The 14,007-nt window shown below is 56.2% G+C and carries 16 protein-coding genes; 13 read left to right on the top strand and 3 right to left on the bottom strand.

What is annotated here, in order from left to right; all coding sequences use genetic code 11:
- Positions 1–93: 93 nt before the first annotated feature.
- Both ybfE and ybfF read right to left on the bottom strand, forming a co-directional pair.
- Positions 94–369: a LexA regulated protein gene (gene ybfE, locus PMI17_RS16400; protein ID WP_007890670.1), complete on the bottom strand. Its 276-nt coding sequence runs from the start codon at positions 367–369 to the stop codon at positions 94–96.
- A 168-nt stretch (positions 370–537) separates the two neighbouring features.
- On the bottom strand, positions 538–1,302 hold the full coding sequence (gene ybfF / locus PMI17_RS16395) for an esterase (RefSeq protein WP_007890669.1): 765 nt from the start codon (positions 1,300–1,302) through the stop codon (positions 538–540).
- Positions 1,303–1,550: 248 nt separating this feature from the next.
- Here ybfF and seqA point away from each other — a divergent pair, with 248 nt between their 5' ends.
- Positions 1,551–2,090, top strand: a complete 540-nt coding sequence (gene seqA, locus PMI17_RS16390) for a replication initiation negative regulator SeqA (protein WP_007890668.1) — start codon at positions 1,551–1,553, stop codon at positions 2,088–2,090.
- 24 nt (positions 2,091–2,114) lie between these two features.
- On the top strand, positions 2,115–3,755 hold the full coding sequence (gene pgm / locus PMI17_RS16385; protein WP_007890667.1) for a phosphoglucomutase (alpha-D-glucose-1,6-bisphosphate-dependent): 1,641 nt from the start codon (positions 2,115–2,117) through the stop codon (positions 3,753–3,755).
- Positions 3,756–3,793: 38 nt separating this feature from the next.
- Here the strand turns inward: pgm and kdpE are convergent, their stop codons facing one another.
- The gene (gene kdpE / locus PMI17_RS16380; RefSeq protein ID WP_007890666.1) at positions 3,794–4,468 is read right to left on the bottom strand and encodes a two-component system response regulator KdpE; all 675 of its coding nucleotides are present in this window, start codon (positions 4,466–4,468) and stop codon (positions 3,794–3,796) included.
- Between the two features lie 244 nt (positions 4,469–4,712).
- Between kdpE and PMI17_RS16375 the strand changes: the two genes are divergently transcribed.
- The 11 genes from PMI17_RS16375 to nei all read left to right on the top strand — a co-directional run bounded on the left by PMI17_RS16375 (position 4,713) and on the right by nei (position 13,995).
- Positions 4,713–4,913: a YbfA family protein gene (locus PMI17_RS16375; protein WP_007890665.1), complete on the top strand. Its 201-nt coding sequence runs from the start codon at positions 4,713–4,715 to the stop codon at positions 4,911–4,913.
- 139 nt (positions 4,914–5,052) lie between these two features.
- A complete protein-coding gene (locus PMI17_RS16370) occupies positions 5,053–6,009 on the top strand; it encodes a 2-thiouracil desulfurase family protein (RefSeq protein ID WP_007890664.1) in 957 nt (318 codons plus the stop codon).
- A gap of 12 nt (positions 6,010–6,021) precedes the next feature.
- On the top strand, positions 6,022–7,449 hold the full coding sequence (phrB, locus tag PMI17_RS16365; RefSeq protein WP_007890663.1) for a deoxyribodipyrimidine photo-lyase: 1,428 nt from the start codon (positions 6,022–6,024) through the stop codon (positions 7,447–7,449).
- 18 nt (positions 7,450–7,467) lie between these two features.
- Positions 7,468–8,211: a type 2 GTP cyclohydrolase I gene (locus tag PMI17_RS16360; protein WP_007890662.1), complete on the top strand. Its 744-nt coding sequence runs from the start codon at positions 7,468–7,470 to the stop codon at positions 8,209–8,211.
- Positions 8,212–8,427: 216 nt separating this feature from the next.
- Positions 8,428–9,084 carry a 5-oxoprolinase subunit PxpB gene (gene pxpB / locus PMI17_RS16355; protein ID WP_007890660.1) on the top strand — a complete coding sequence of 219 codons (657 nt, stop codon included), beginning with the start codon at positions 8,428–8,430 and terminating at the stop codon, positions 9,082–9,084.
- The gene (pxpC, locus tag PMI17_RS16350; protein WP_007890659.1) at positions 9,078–10,010 is read left to right on the top strand and encodes a 5-oxoprolinase subunit PxpC; all 933 of its coding nucleotides are present in this window, start codon (positions 9,078–9,080) and stop codon (positions 10,008–10,010) included. The genes pxpB and pxpC overlap by 7 nt, the downstream gene beginning before the upstream one ends.
- Complete coding sequence (gene pxpA, locus PMI17_RS16345) at positions 10,000–10,737, top strand: 5-oxoprolinase subunit PxpA (protein WP_007890658.1); 738 nt, start codon at positions 10,000–10,002, stop codon at positions 10,735–10,737. Before pxpC ends, pxpA begins: the two co-directional genes overlap by 11 nt.
- 58 nt (positions 10,738–10,795) lie before the next feature.
- Entirely contained in the window at positions 10,796–11,524 is a 729-nt protein-coding gene (locus PMI17_RS16340; RefSeq protein WP_007890657.1) for a DUF969 domain-containing protein, read from the top strand.
- On the top strand, positions 11,524–12,540 hold the full coding sequence (locus tag PMI17_RS16335; RefSeq protein ID WP_007890656.1) for a DUF979 domain-containing protein: 1,017 nt from the start codon (positions 11,524–11,526) through the stop codon (positions 12,538–12,540). Before PMI17_RS16340 ends, PMI17_RS16335 begins: the two co-directional genes overlap by 1 nt.
- A gap of 7 nt (positions 12,541–12,547) precedes the next feature.
- Positions 12,548–13,195 (top strand): pyroglutamyl-peptidase I, encoded by a 648-nt coding sequence (gene pcp / locus PMI17_RS16330; RefSeq protein WP_007890655.1) that lies wholly within the window; start codon positions 12,548–12,550, stop codon positions 13,193–13,195.
- A gap of 11 nt (positions 13,196–13,206) precedes the next feature.
- Positions 13,207–13,995, top strand: coding sequence for an endonuclease VIII (gene nei / locus PMI17_RS16325; RefSeq protein WP_007890654.1), 789 nt, complete (start codon positions 13,207–13,209; stop codon positions 13,993–13,995).
- The last annotated feature ends 12 nt before the right edge of the window (positions 13,996–14,007 follow it).

The following is a 14,007-nucleotide window of genomic DNA, read 5'->3' as shown; positions in this document are numbered from 1 at the left end:
TGACTGCACAGTAATGCGAATAATAGCAGACCGGTAAAAAGTGCGGAACTTGTAAAGCCGTGACTTTGTGTTCCAGCGTGCGGTCTTCGCGCGTTACGACAGTTTGAGCTGTGCCAGCAGCATTTGTTCAATCAATTCGCTGCGACTGATGTTTTGCTGATCGGCCAGCGTGCTGAGCGCGTCAACCGCCTCACTGGACATCTTCAGCTCGACACGACGCAGCCCACGCACTTTATCGCGCTTGAGCTGATTACGTTTGTTGATGCGTAATTGTTCATCACGCGTCAGCGGGCTGGTTTTCGGGCGACCAGGACGCCGCTCGTCTGCAAAGAGATCAAGCGTAGTGCGGTCTGTCTGTTCTTTTGCCATGGTTTGTAAAACTGAGTGGGCGCGAACGGCGGAAAGGCGCTGCGCGATTAAAACATTATCGGCCCGACCACGGTGAAAAAATCATCCGTGGCAAATTTTTAGCGCGACATCATACTCCAGCGCCTTCCTTGACGCCAACCCTAAAGCGCAAGCGGCAAGCTTTTGCTTTTACAGGTTAAAAAATCGACGCACCGCGCGTAGCACCGCCTCAGGTTTCTCTGCATGCACCCAATGTCCAGCCCCGCTAATCACATGCGCGTGTGCCTGTGGGAATTGACGCAATAGCGCATCGCGATGCTGATTATCCAGATAGGGCGAGTCGCCACCACGAATAAACAGCGCAGGGTGCGGCCATGCAGGCACCTCTTCCCAGCCGGAAATGGTGGTGTAATTCTCCCACAGCACCGGCACATTAAAGCGCCATTCACCTTCGGCAAACGACTTGAGGATGAACTGGATCACGCCATCCTCATTAATGTGCTGACGCATCACCTCAGCCGCTTCACTGCGGCGCGTCACGCCAGCAGCGCTAACGGCACGAATAGCGGCAAAGATTTCGTCATGGCGGCGAGTTTGATAATCAACCGGCGCGATATCGATCATCACCATTTTTTCTATGCGTTCTGGCGCGATGGCACTGAGCGCCATAGCGATTTTGCCGCCCATTGAGTGGCCGATTACGCTAGCGCGTTCAATGTTGTGCGCATCCAGTGTTTCGACCATGTCCTGCGCCATTGCGTGATAATTCATCACCTCACTGCGTGCGGACAAGCCGTGGTTACGCACATCAACCTGCAATGTTGGGCGTGCATCACGCACCCCGCGCGCTAATACGCCGAGGTTATCAAGGCTGCCAAAAAGACCATGGATTAACAGAATGGGTATGGCATCAGAGGCTGATTGTTCAGTTTGCAGACGGGCGTTCAAAATCATGGCTAAAGTTCTTACGGTTGTGACCTTGGCTTAGGTTATCATGGATTCACCTGTCCAGCAGTCAGGCCGGCGGGCATTAGGGCATATTCCGACTTTTGCCCGGAAACGTTGCCAACGCTATCGGCTGCCACGGATTTAACTTTATAATCCTTATGTTAGAACCCGCTCACGTTTTGCACGACTGGATTTTGCTAAGGCCGTTGCAATAATGCGTGGTTCTGTCATTTGCCAGAATCGTACGGAAAAAGATGAAAACGATTGAAGTTGACGAAGAACTCTACCGTTATATTGCCAGCCACACGCAGCACATTGGTGAAAGCGCCTCAGATATTTTGCGCCGCATGTTGAAGTTCACCGCCGGCCAGAGCGCACCTGCTGCGCCCGCCGCGGGTGCGTCAGTGAAAGAAGCACCTTCAGCGAGTCGCGAAGCGCGCCCTCAGGATCGTGTGCGCGCGGTACGTGAGCTGCTGCTTTCCGACGAATATGCCGAGCAGAATAAGGCGGTAAACCGCTTCATGCTGGTACTGTCAACGCTCTATCGTCTTGATCCGGCTGCGTTTGCTGAAGCTACGGCTTCGCTGCAGGGCCGTACCCGCGTCTACTTTGCGGGCGACGAGCACACGCTGCTGCAAAATGGCACCCATACTAAGCCGAAGCATGTTCCCGGCACGCCGTACTGGGTGATCACGAATACCAATACAGGTCGCAAATGCAGCATGGTGGAACACATCATGCTGGCTATGCAGTTCCCTCAGGAACTGACAGAGAAAGTTCGCGGCACCATTTAACTGAAGCGTCAGGGAGAAGCGCCAATGGCCAATCACCCCCGTGCCGGGCAGCCTGCCCAGCAGAGCGATTTGATTAACGTTGCACAATTAACCTCGCAGTATTACGTCCTGAAGCCCGATGTGGCGAATCCGGATCATGCGGTGAAATTTGGCACTTCAGGCCATCGCGGTAGCGCGGGACGCCAAAGCTTCAACGAACAGCACATTTTAGCGATCGCGCAGGCGATTGCTGAAGAGCGCAAAAAGAACGGCATCACCGGACCGTGCTACGTGGGTAAAGACACGCACGCACTGTCTGAGCCGGCGATCTTGTCGGTGCTGGAAGTGCTGGCCGCTAACGGCGTGGACGTGATTGTACAGCAAGACAACGGTTACACGCCGACGCCTGCCATCTCTAATGCCATTCTTGAGCACAACAAACGCGGCGGCGCGCAGGCGGACGGTATCGTTATCACGCCTTCGCACAATCCACCGGAAGATGGCGGTATCAAATACAATCCGCCAAACGGTGGACCGGCGGATACCAACGTCACCAAAGTGGTGGAAGATCGTGCTAACCAGCTGATCAAAGGCGAGCTGAAGGATGTTAAGCGTCTGCCGCTGGATCAGGCTTGGGCAAGCGGCCATATCGTTGAGCAGGACCTGATCCAGCCATACGTTGAAGGTTTGGCGCAGGTAATCGATTTCGCGGCCATCCAGAAAGCGGGCCTGAAAATTGGCGTCGATCCATTAGGCGGCTCGGGTATTGCTTACTGGCAGCGCATTGCTGAGCACTACAAGCTTGATCTGACCATCGTTAACGATGCTATCGATCAGACTTTCCGCTTCATGCATCTGGATAAAGATGGCGTGGTGCGTATGGACTGCTCGTCCGAATGCGCGATGGCGGGTTTGCTGGCGTACAAAGACAAATTCGATTTGGCCTTTGGTAACGATCCTGATTACGATCGCCATGGCATCGTCACGCCAGCCGGTCTGATGAATCCGAACCACTATCTGGCGGTGGCAATCAACTACCTGTTCCAGCATCGTCCGCAGTGGGGCAAAGAGGTGGCTGTCGGTAAAACGCTGGTTTCCAGCGCGATGATCGACCGCGTAGTTAACGACATTGGCCGTAAGCTGGTGGAAGTGCCGGTTGGTTTCAAATGGTTCGTTGATGGCCTGTTCGATGGCAGCTTCGGTTTCGGCGGCGAAGAGAGCGCGGGCGCATCGTTCCTGCGTTTCGATGGCTCAGCCTGGTCAACCGATAAAGACGGTATCATTCTGTGCCTGCTGGCCGCAGAAATCACCGCGGTAACCGGCAAGAACCCGCAGCAGCATTATGACGAGCTGGCCGCGCGCTTTGGAGCGCCGAGCTACAATCGTCTGCAGGCACCGGCAACTTCAGCACAGAAAGCGGCACTGTCTAAACTGTCTCCAGAAATGGTGAGCGCGGATACGCTGGCGGGTGATCCGATCACCGCACGCTTGACTGCTGCACCGGGTAACGGCGCATCAATCGGTGGTCTGAAAGTGATGACGGAAAACGGCTGGTTTGCCGCTCGTCCATCGGGCACGGAAGACGCCTACAAAATCTACTGTGAAAGCTTCCTCGGCGCTGAACACCGTCAGCAGATCGAGAAAGAAGCGGTTGAGATTGTTAGCGAAGTACTGAAAAACGCCTGATTGGCAGTGAAGAGAAAAGGCCGCTAAGCGGCCTTTTTTTATGGCATAAAACGGTAGCCGATACCGGTTTCGGTCAGCAAATGGCTGGGCTGGGTGGGATTCGCTTCCAGCTTTTGCCGCAAATGGCCCATGTAGATGCGCAAATAGTGGCTGTGCTCCACCGCATTCGGTCCCCAAACCTGGTTCAGCAACTGACGTTGCGTCAGCACCTTTCCGGCATTATTCAATAGCAAGCTGAGCAGACGGAACTCGGTTGGCGTCAGATGCACTTCCTGTTCACTGCGCAGCACACGGCGTGCCGCCAAATCGACACTCACTTCACCAAATTTCACAATCGGTTCTGGCTGGCTGCTTTGATGCCGCCGCAGCGCCACACGCACGCGCGCCAGCAACTCACCGATGCCAAACGGCTTAGTGAGATAATCATCTGCACCTGCATCCAGCGCATCGATCTTATCCTGCTCGTCGCTGCGTGCCGACAGCACAATCACCGGCATGCTGCTCCACTGGCGCACTTCACGAATAAAGTCATTACCATCGCCATCGGGCAAGCCAAGATCGAGGATCACCAGATCGGGCTTACGCGTTGCCGCCTCAATCAGACCCCGCTGTAGCTGTTCCGCTTCCACAATCTTTAAACCTTCGCTCTCCAGCGCCAGGCGCACGAAACGGCGAATCTCTTTTTCATCTTCCACAATCAAGATGGTCGTCACGCTGCCTCCAGCGGCAAAAAGTTAACGCATCACTTTAGCAATAAAGCGGCTCCGCGTCCGTCATATAGTTTTTAACCTGCTGCGATCTTATCGATCACAATTCTGTAACTAAATTTCATTTCCAGCAAAATGGTGCAAAAAAACAGCAAATAAAGTGGTCGGATGAGTAGTAAAATTACACAATTCCGGGTAATATCTGAACCAGATCACATTTCAACGCAATGTTTACCACAAGGGGGCCAAGATGGATCGAGCATATCCACTGTATAAAATCGTACTGCGCCGTGTGCTGGTGGTATCAATCGGTTTGCTGGCGCTGCCAGTGATGTTATTCCGTCAGGATCGCGCGCGTTTTTATAGCTACTTGCATCGCATCTGGTGCAAAACCAGCACCAAACCGGTATGGCTGGCGCAGTCGGAAGCGGCTGCTGGCATCTACTGGTAAACGAATTCTACGCATCATCCACCCGGCGCTTGCCGGGTTTTTTATGGCAAATTTCCCCTCAAACCCGCTTCCCCGCTGTTATCCCGTGCCATTTCAGCTACACTTAAAACCTCTACAAGTTTTATGAGATTGTACAAGTATGAGCGAAAAAATTCCTGTTGGTATCAGCGCTTGCCTGCTCGGGGATAACGTCCGATTCGATGGCGGCCACAAACGTTTTGCTTTCGCGACTGACGAGCTCGTGCCATTTGTGCGCTTCGAACCTGTATGTCCTGAAATGGCGATTGGTTTACCCACGCCACGCCCGGCTTTGCGGCTGGTGAAAGAGAGCGATGACAATATTCATCTCTGCTTCAGCAAGGATGGCGGCGAGGAAGTCACCGATGAGATGCAGCGCTGGTCCGCCGAGCGCGTGAAATCGCTGCATCATCTGTGCGGGTACATTCTGTGTGCCAAATCGCCTAGCTGTGGGCTGGAGCGCGTTCGTGTTTACGAGCCCGAAACCAACAATAATCGCAAAGCGGGCACCGGCATGTTTACTGCATTTCTGCAGAAAGAGATGCCGTGGTTGCCACTGGAAGAGGACGGCCGCCTGCATGATGATGCCATCCGCGAAAACTTCATTGGCCGCGTTTATGCGCTGCACGAATTCAATGAAATGTGGCGCAGCGGTCTGTCGCGCCACAAGCTGATGGCCTTTCATAGCCGCTATAAATTGCTGCTGCTTTCCCATGCGCAGGATGAGTACCGTGAAATGGGGCGTTTTGTGGCGGCAATGGATCAGTGGGATTCGCTGGAAGATTACGCCGCTGAGTATCGCAATCGCCTGATGCATCTGATGTCCCATCAGGCATCGCGCCGCAATCACACCAACGTACTGATGCATGTGCAAGGCTATTTCCGCCCGCAGTTGAGTTCGCCGCAGCGTCAGGAGTTGGCGCAGCTGATCGATCGTTATCGTCTCGGCGTGCAGCCGTTACTCGCACCGATCACCATGCTGAAACATTACATGGCGGAATATCCGCATCCTTGGCTGGCTCAGCAGCGTTATTTTGATCCTTATCCAGAAGCGCTGCGTTTGCGCTACGGACAATAATTTCGGGGCTTTATGACCACCCATTTAGTTTGGTTGCGCAACGACCTGCGCATCAATGACAACATGGCGCTGGCCGCCGCCTGTCGCGACAGCAATGCCAACGTGATGGCGCTGTTTATCGCCACGCCACAGCAGTGGCAGCAGCATCACATGGCACCGAAGCAGGCGGCGTTTATCCAGCAAAATCTCCGCTTATTACAGGCGTCATTGGCGGAACGCGGTATCCCTTTGCATTATCATCAGTGTAATGACTTTGCTGCCTCGATTGATTTTCTCAGCGAGTTTTGCCATCAGCAGCACGTCGACGCGCTTTATTACAACTATCAGTACGAAATAAACGAACGTGAGCGCGATGCACAGGCCGAAAAGCGGCTGGATGCGCAGGGCGTGATTTGTCAGGGATTTGACGATAGCCTGCTGTTGCCGCCGGGCAGCGTACAAACCGGCAGTAACACCATGTTCAAAGTGTTTACGCCATTCAGCAAAGCCTTTGTCCGCCGTCTGCATCAGGGCTTGCCGGAGTGCTATCATGCTCCGAAAGCCCGCCCGAATGCACCAATCCGTATCGAACAGCACATCCCAGCATTTGATTATCCTTGCGAAGATGTTGATGAGAGCTGGTTCCCTGCCGGTGAAGAGGCAGCGTTAAAACAGCTGCGTCATTTCGCCAAACAGGCGGTGCAATACTACCCGGATCAGCGCGACTTACCGGCGATTGATGGCACCAGCCGCTTATCGGCTTATCTGGCGATTGGTGTGCTATCGCCGCGCCAGTGCTTACATCGGGTATTGAAAGAGCACCCCGACGCGCTCAATGAGGGCAAGGCGTTTACCTGGCTGAACGAGCTGATCTGGCGCGAATTTTACCGCCATCTGATGGTGGCATTCCCGGCATTGTGTAAGCACCAACCTTTTGTCGATTGGACGCGCAACGTGGATTGGCAGAAAAATGATCATCATCTCGCGGCCTGGCAGCAGGGTAAAACCGGCTATCCAATTGTCGATGCGGCGATGCGTCAGCTCAACACGCTGGGCTGGATGCACAATCGGCTGCGCATGATTACCGCCAGTTTTCTGGTCAAGGATCTGCTCATCGATTGGCGTGAAGGTGAGCGCTACTTTATGCAGCAGCTCATCGATGGCGATCTGGCCGCCAATAACGGTGGCTGGCAATGGGCGGCATCAACCGGCACCGATGCCGCGCCTTATTTTCGCATATTCAATCCCACCACTCAGGGCGAACGCTTCGATAAACAGGGCGACTTTATCCGCCAGTGGTTGCCGGAACTGCGCTCTGTGCCAGACAGCGATATCCATCAGCCACAGGTTTGGGCGCAGAAAAATAACAAGAAACTCGATTATCCGTCACCAATCGTGGAACATAAGGACGCACGTAAAAAGACACTAGACGCCTTTGAGCGCGCTCGCAGCGCGGCTTGAGGCGATCAGGGAGCCGTAATGAACAATGTTGAATTAGAACAGATCGTCAATCAGCAGCTTAACAACAGCGCCTTCAGCGATTACGCACCGAACGGTTTGCAGGTTGAAGGACGCACCGAAGTAAAAACCCTCATCACCGGCGTAACGGCTTGTCAGGCGTTGCTGGATGAAGCGGTGAAGCGCAACGCTGATGCGGTGCTAGTGCATCACGGCTACTTCTGGAAGAGTGAAGCGCCGGTGATTAAAGGCATGAAGCGCCAGCGCCTGCGTACCTTGCTGGCCAATGATATCAACCTGTATGGCTGGCATCTGCCACTGGATGCGCATGCCGAGTTGGGTAACAACGCGCAGCTGGCGCGTCTGTTTGATATCGAGGTGAAAGGCGAAATTCAGCCGCTGGTGCCGTGGGGCGAATTGGCACAACCGTTGAGCGGTGCGGCGTTGGCGGAAAAAATCGCCCAGCGTTTAGGCCGTACGCCGCTGCACTGCAGTGATAACGCGCCTGCGCTGATCAAACGCGTTGCCTGGTGTAGCGGTGGCGGTCAGGGCTTTATCGATAGCGCGGCGGCATTTGGTGTCGATGCCTTTATTACCGGTGAAGTTTCTGAGCAAACCATTCATAGCGCGCGCGAACAGGGGTTGCACTTCTTCGCTGCTGGCCATCACGCGACCGAGCGCGGCGGGATTAAGGCGCTCGGCGAATGGCTAGCGACACATCACGGTCTTGATGTGACCTTTATCGACATCGACAATCCTGCCTGATTGCTCCTCTCTCACGCCCTTAACACACGTTAAGGGCGCAAATTTGTTGACACATCTCTGTCACTTTCGCATAACGTATTGCCTTTAAGCATAAACGCGCACCCGGTCGCCATAAATGGCGCCGCGCTAACCTGATGGTGCGGGTTGTGTAGGGTGCGCATTAATGCGCACCTCAATTATCTGTTTTTCGGCATGTTTTTTACCAGGAGGTCGTTTTTGCAACGAGCACGTTGTTATCTGCTAGGTGAGCGCGCAGTGGTATTGGAACTGGAACCGCCGGTTTCGTTGACCAGCCAGCAGCGCATTTGGGGATTGTGTCAGCGACTGCAGCAGAACGAGCAGGTAGAGGAAGTGATTCCTGGCATGAACAACCTGACACTGCTGCTGCGCGACCCGCAACTGAATGCGCTGGACGCTATTGAACGTTTGCAGCGCTGGTGGGAAGAGAGCGAAGCGCAGCTGCCGGAATCGCGCCGGGTGGAAATTCCAGTGGTGTACGGCGGCGAAGGCGGACCGGATCTGCAGGTGGTCGCTGAGCGCGCAAATATGACGCCAAAACAAGCGGTGGAACTGCACAGCAGCATTGATTACGTGGTCTATTTCATCGGCTTCCAGCCCGGTTTCCCTTATCTCGGCGGACTGGATGAGCGGTTACACACGCCGCGCCGCGCCGAGCCGCGAGTGATTGTGCCAAGCGGCTCCGTGGGCATTGGTGGCAGCCAAACCGGCATCTATCCCTTAGCCGCACCGGGCGGCTGGCAGTTGATAGGCCATACGCCGCTTAGCCTGTTCGATCCGCTGCAACATCCGCCAACCCTATTACGTCCCGGCGATAGCGTGCGCTTCGTGCCGCAGCAGGAGGGCGTATGTTAAAGATTCTACGCGCGGGCATGATGACCTCGCTACAGGACCACGGCCGTACCGGTTTTCGGCAATATGGCATCAGCGTTGGCGGCGCGCTGGATCAACCGGCGATGCGCACGGCCAATATGCTGGTGGGCAATCCCGAGCAAAGCGCGGTGCTGGAAATCGTGCTCGGCCAGTTCAAAGTGCAGTTTACCCGCGATGGCTGGTTTGCATTGACGGGCGCCGGCTGTAATGCCGATCTGGATGGCCAACCGGTCTGGACCGGCTGGCGACTGCCGGTGAAGAAAGGTCAGGTGCTGACGTTAGCAACGCCAACGCGCGGCATGCGCAGCTATCTGGCGGTAAACGGTGGCTTTGCCGTGCCGGAAATGCTCGGTTCAGTCAGTACCGATCTCAAGGCGGCGTTTGGCGGCTGGCAGGGACGAAAATTACAAGACGGTGACGAATTGCCGTTAGGCCAACCCACGCGTGACTTCAAAGACAAAGCCGGCGTGCGCCAGCTGCTGTGGGGCAATCGCATTCGCGCTCTGGCGGGGCCTGAATACAGCGAATTCTCGCGTGAAGCGCAGCAAGGTTTTTGGCGCAGCCCGTGGAAACTCAGTCCGCAAAGTAATCGCATGGGATATCGCCTACAGGGACGTCAATTGCAGCGCGACGCGACACGCGATTTGCTGTCGCACGGTTTAGTGCCCGGCGTGGTGCAGGTGCCGCCCAATGGCCAACCGATTGTGTTGATGGCCGATGCGCAAACCACCGGTGGTTATCCGCGTATCGCCTGCATCATCGAAGCCGATCTCTATCATCTGGCGCAAATTCGTCTCGGCGAACCGATTCACTTCATTCATTGCACGCTAGAAGATGCCATTGCGGCTAAGCAGCATCAGCAGCGCTCGTTTGACCAAATTGCCTGGGGACTGGGACATGAAGATTGATCTTAATGCCGATCTTGGCGAAGGCAGCGCCAGCGATCGGGAACTGCTCACGCTGGTCAGCTCGGCCAATATCGCCTGCGGCTTCCACGCCGGTGATGCGCAAACCATGCTGCAATCAGTGCGCTGGGCGAAAGCCAGTGGCGTGGCGATCGGTGCGCATCCCAGTTTCCCCGATCGGGAAAACTTTGGTCGTAGCGCGATGCAACTGCCGCCGGAAACAGTGTATGCGCAGATGATTTACCAGATTGGCGCGCTAAAAAGTATCGCGGAGAGCGAAGGTGAACGTCTGGTGCACGTCAAACCGCACGGCATGTTGTATAACCAGGCGGCGGGCGATCCGCAGCTGGCCGATGCTATCGCGCGCGCGGTGAAAGCCGTGGATGCGGGATTAATTCTGGTGGGATTGGCGGGCAGCGCCTCGATTGCGGCGGCGGCTCATCATGGTTTGCGCACACGCGAAGAGGTATTTGCCGATCGCGGTTATCTGGCGAGCGGGGCGCTGGTGCCTCGCAGTCAGCCTAACGCGATGATTGAAGATGCCGACCAGGCGCTCGCGCAAACGCTGGCGATGGTGCAGCAGCGTCAGGTGCAGAGCATCAGCGGCGAATGGGTGCCGGTCAACGCGGAAACCGTGTGTCTGCATGGTGATGGCGCCCACGCGCTCCAGTTCGCCCGTACGTTGCGCGCCGCCTTTGCGACCAATCAGATTGCCGTTACCAGCGCATAACATTTTACTGATTGCCCGGCCTCACGCCGGGCTTTGTCTTTTCACATAAGGGAACAACATGGATAACGTGGTAAACCTCTGGCCGCTACTGGGCATTGCCGCCATCATTGTGGGTTTTGTGCTGCGCTTTAACCCGGTGCTGGTGGTGATAGTGGCGGGCTTCGTCACCGGGCTGGCGGCGCATCTGCCGCTGGCGGATATTCTGGAAAAACTCGGTTCTGGCTTCCTCAATACGCGTAATCTGCCGCTGATTCTGCTGCTGCCGCTGGCGGTTATCGGCTTGCTGGAGCGTCATGGTTTGAAAGAGCGCGCGCAGAGCTGGATCGCGCAGATCAAAACCGCGACCGCCGGGCGCTTGCTGATCGTCTACCTGTTCGTGCGTGAAGCCACTGCGGCGCTGGGCTTAACCAGCCTTGGCGGTCATCCACAAATGGTGCGTCCGCTGCTGGCGCCGATGGCCGAAGGGGCCACGGAAAACCGCTACGGCGAAGTGCCGCCAGACGTGCGTCATCGCCTGCGCGCCATGTCGGCCGCCACCGATAACATTGGTCTCTTCTTTGGTGAAGATATCTTCGTCGCTTTTGGCGCAATTATCTTCATGCATAACTTTATGCAGGAGTCTGCCGGTATTAGCACCGAACCGCTGCATATCGCGCTGTGGGGCATTCCCACTGCACTCTGTGCTTTCCTCATTCATTCAGCCCGCCTGGTACGCCTTGATCGTCAGCTGGCGCGAGAACTGGGCGCGTTGAATCAGCAGGCGCTGAACGCCAAAGGAGGGAAGTAATGTTCCAGCAACAATATTTGATGTGGCTGGCAGGGGTGATCCTGCTGGTGGTGGCGCTGCTTTCCTGGCGCGACAGCGCCAACCCGCGCCGTTTTACCACCGGGCTGTTCTGGGCCTTGTATGGGCTGATTTTCCTGATCGGCGACGGTGCTTATCAGTTGATGGGGCAATGGGCGGGCGATGCCGAACTGGGCCGCCGCTGGTTGCACATCGCGGTCGGCGTGGCTGTGGTGGTGATGGCGTTGATTGCCGGTTTCGGCGGCGTGCGTCTGGGACGCTATCATCAGCGCAGCGACGAGCAGAAACAGGAAAGCGCCAAACGTCTGCACAACAAACTGTTCTTGCCGGCGCTGGCGATCCCGCTGGTCACCGTGATTGGCGTGCTGGCGTTTAACCACATTCCTGGGCTGCAGGACACCGTGTTTGGCCCCGGCAATCACTCAACATTGGTGACGCTATTCTCAATGATGATCGGCTGCCTGTTGGGCTGGCTGATTGCACTGAAAATCACCCATGAAAAGCCGCTGCAGTCGATGCAGGAGACCCGTCGCTTGCTGGATGCGGTGGGTTGGGCCTTTATTCTGCCGCAAATTCTCGCCACGCTCGGCCTGCTGTTCACCAGCGCCGGTGTCGGCACCGCGATTTCGCACCTGACCGAGCAGTATCTGGCGGTGGATAATCGCCTAATCGCCGTCGCGGTCTACGCGGGAGGCATGGCGCTGCTGACCATGGTGATGGGCAATGCGTTCGCGGCCTTCCCGATTGTGACGGCCGGGATTGGGATTCCGATTCTGGTGCTGCAACACGGTGGCAATCCGGCGGTGATGGCGGCGATCGGCATGTTCTCCGGCTATTGCGGGACTTTGATGACGCCGATGGCGGCCAACTTCAACATCGTTCCGGCGCGTCTGTTAGAGCTGCCGGACCGCAACGCGGTGATCAAGGCTCAGGTGCCAACCGGTGTGCTACTGTTGGTAGTGAATATTTTCCTGCTCTACTTCCTGATGTTCTTGTGAGGTTGCAATGAAAACGGTGTTAATGACGGCGTTTGAGCCGTTTGGTGGCGAAAGCATCAACCCTTCGTGGGAAGCGGTGCGCAGCTTTGACGGCAAAGAGATCGCCGGTGCGCGTATTGTGGTGCGCCAGCTGCCGGTGGTGTTTGCCACCTGCGGTGAAGTGTTAACGCGTGCGCTGGAAGAGATTCAGCCCGATCGCGTGCTGTGCGTTGGGCAGGCGGGGGGGCGATCCGACATTACCGTTGAACGCGTTGCCATCAACGTTGATGACGCGCGCATTCCGGACAACGACCAGCAGCAGCCGATCGATAAGCCGATTGAGGCCGATGGCCCGGCGGCCTATTTCTCCACGCTGCCGATCAAAGCCATGGTTGCCGCACTGCGTGAGGTGGGCGTGCCGGCGTCGGTATCGCAAACCGCCGGTACTTTTACCTGTAATCACGTGATGTACAGCCTGCTGCACTGGATTCATACCACCAACAGTAGGGCGCGCGGCGGTTTTATTCACATTCCTTACATGCCGGAACAAGCGGTGCATCATCCTGGTGTGGCGAGTATGGCCACCGTTAGCGTGATCAAGGCGCTGGAAACCTCGCTGCAGGTGATATTGAGTACCGAAAATGATATTCGCGTCGTCGGTGGCGCCACGCATTAACAGGAGTTGTTATGCCTGAGGGACCGGAGATCCGTCGTGCGGCGGATCAACTGGCAGAGGCAATGGAAGGCAAACCGCTTACCGATGTGTGGTTTGCCTTTCCCGAGCTGAAAACCTATGAACCCGCGCTGATGGGAACCACCATCAACGCGTTTGAAACGCGGGGCAAGGCGCTGCTCACGCACTTCTCAAATGGCCTGACGCTTTACAGCCACAATCAGCTGTACGGTGTCTGGCGTGTGGTGCCAACCGGCACGCAGCCGAATACCACGCGACAACTCCGCGTGCGGCTCGCCAATGCGGATAACACCATTTTGCTGTACAGCGCGTCGGATATTGAGCTGCTCAACGCTGCTACCTTGGCGGCGCATCCGTTTCTGCAACGGGTGGGACCGGACGTGCTGGATGCCAGCTTAACGGTGGAGGAGGTGCGCGAGCGTCTGCTGTCGCCGCGCTTTCGTCGTCGCCAGTTCAGCGGCTTGTTGCTCGATCAGGCTTTTCTCGCCGGTTTGGGTAATTATCTGCGCGTGGAGATTTTATGGCATGCCGGTTTGCTGGCGTCGCACCGGGCGCAGGATCTCAGCGAGCAGCAGCTCACGGCGCTGAGTGAGGCGATGCTGTCGGTGCCGCGTTTGTCATATCAGATGCGTGGCAGCATGAAGAAGTATCACGAAGATGCCGCGTTTCGCTTCGAGGTGTTTCATCGGCAGGGAAAGAAATGTCGGCGTTGCGGAGCGGTGATTGAGAAGGGCGTGTTGTCATCGCGGCCGTTTTACTGGTGTCCGGGATGCCAGCTGTAGCGGCACGATTTA

This window comes from Pantoea sp. GM01, from assembly GCF_000282675.1.
GTDB lineage: Bacteria > Pseudomonadota > Gammaproteobacteria > Enterobacterales > Enterobacteriaceae > Pantoea > Pantoea nemavictus.
This window is presented reverse-complemented; position numbering and strand designations above follow the sequence as displayed.

Coding starts and splice junctions, on each gene's coding strand:
- PMI17_RS16360 (WP_007890662.1), top strand. CDS start 7,468: ATGAACAATGTTGAATTAGAACAGATCGTCAATCAGCAGCTTAACAAC.
- pxpA (WP_007890658.1), top strand. CDS start 10,000: ATGAAGATTGATCTTAATGCCGATCTTGGCGAAGGCAGCGCCAGCGAT.
- seqA (WP_007890668.1), top strand. CDS start 1,551: ATGAAAACGATTGAAGTTGACGAAGAACTCTACCGTTATATTGCCAGC.
- pxpC (WP_007890659.1), top strand. CDS start 9,078: ATGTTAAAGATTCTACGCGCGGGCATGATGACCTCGCTACAGGACCAC.
- PMI17_RS16335 (WP_007890656.1), top strand. CDS start 11,524: ATGTTCCAGCAACAATATTTGATGTGGCTGGCAGGGGTGATCCTGCTG.
- phrB (WP_007890663.1), top strand. CDS start 6,022: ATGACCACCCATTTAGTTTGGTTGCGCAACGACCTGCGCATCAATGAC.
- pgm (WP_007890667.1), top strand. CDS start 2,115: ATGGCCAATCACCCCCGTGCCGGGCAGCCTGCCCAGCAGAGCGATTTG.
- PMI17_RS16340 (WP_007890657.1), top strand. CDS start 10,796: ATGGATAACGTGGTAAACCTCTGGCCGCTACTGGGCATTGCCGCCATC.
- nei (WP_007890654.1), top strand. CDS start 13,207: ATGCCTGAGGGACCGGAGATCCGTCGTGCGGCGGATCAACTGGCAGAG.
- PMI17_RS16370 (WP_007890664.1), top strand. CDS start 5,053: ATGAGCGAAAAAATTCCTGTTGGTATCAGCGCTTGCCTGCTCGGGGAT.
- pcp (WP_007890655.1), top strand. CDS start 12,548: ATGAAAACGGTGTTAATGACGGCGTTTGAGCCGTTTGGTGGCGAAAGC.
- PMI17_RS16375 (WP_007890665.1), top strand. CDS start 4,713: ATGGATCGAGCATATCCACTGTATAAAATCGTACTGCGCCGTGTGCTG.
- ybfE (WP_007890670.1), bottom strand. CDS start 369: ATGGCAAAAGAACAGACAGACCGCACTACGCTTGATCTCTTTGCAGAC.
- ybfF (WP_007890669.1), bottom strand. CDS start 1,302: ATGATTTTGAACGCCCGTCTGCAAACTGAACAATCAGCCTCTGATGCC.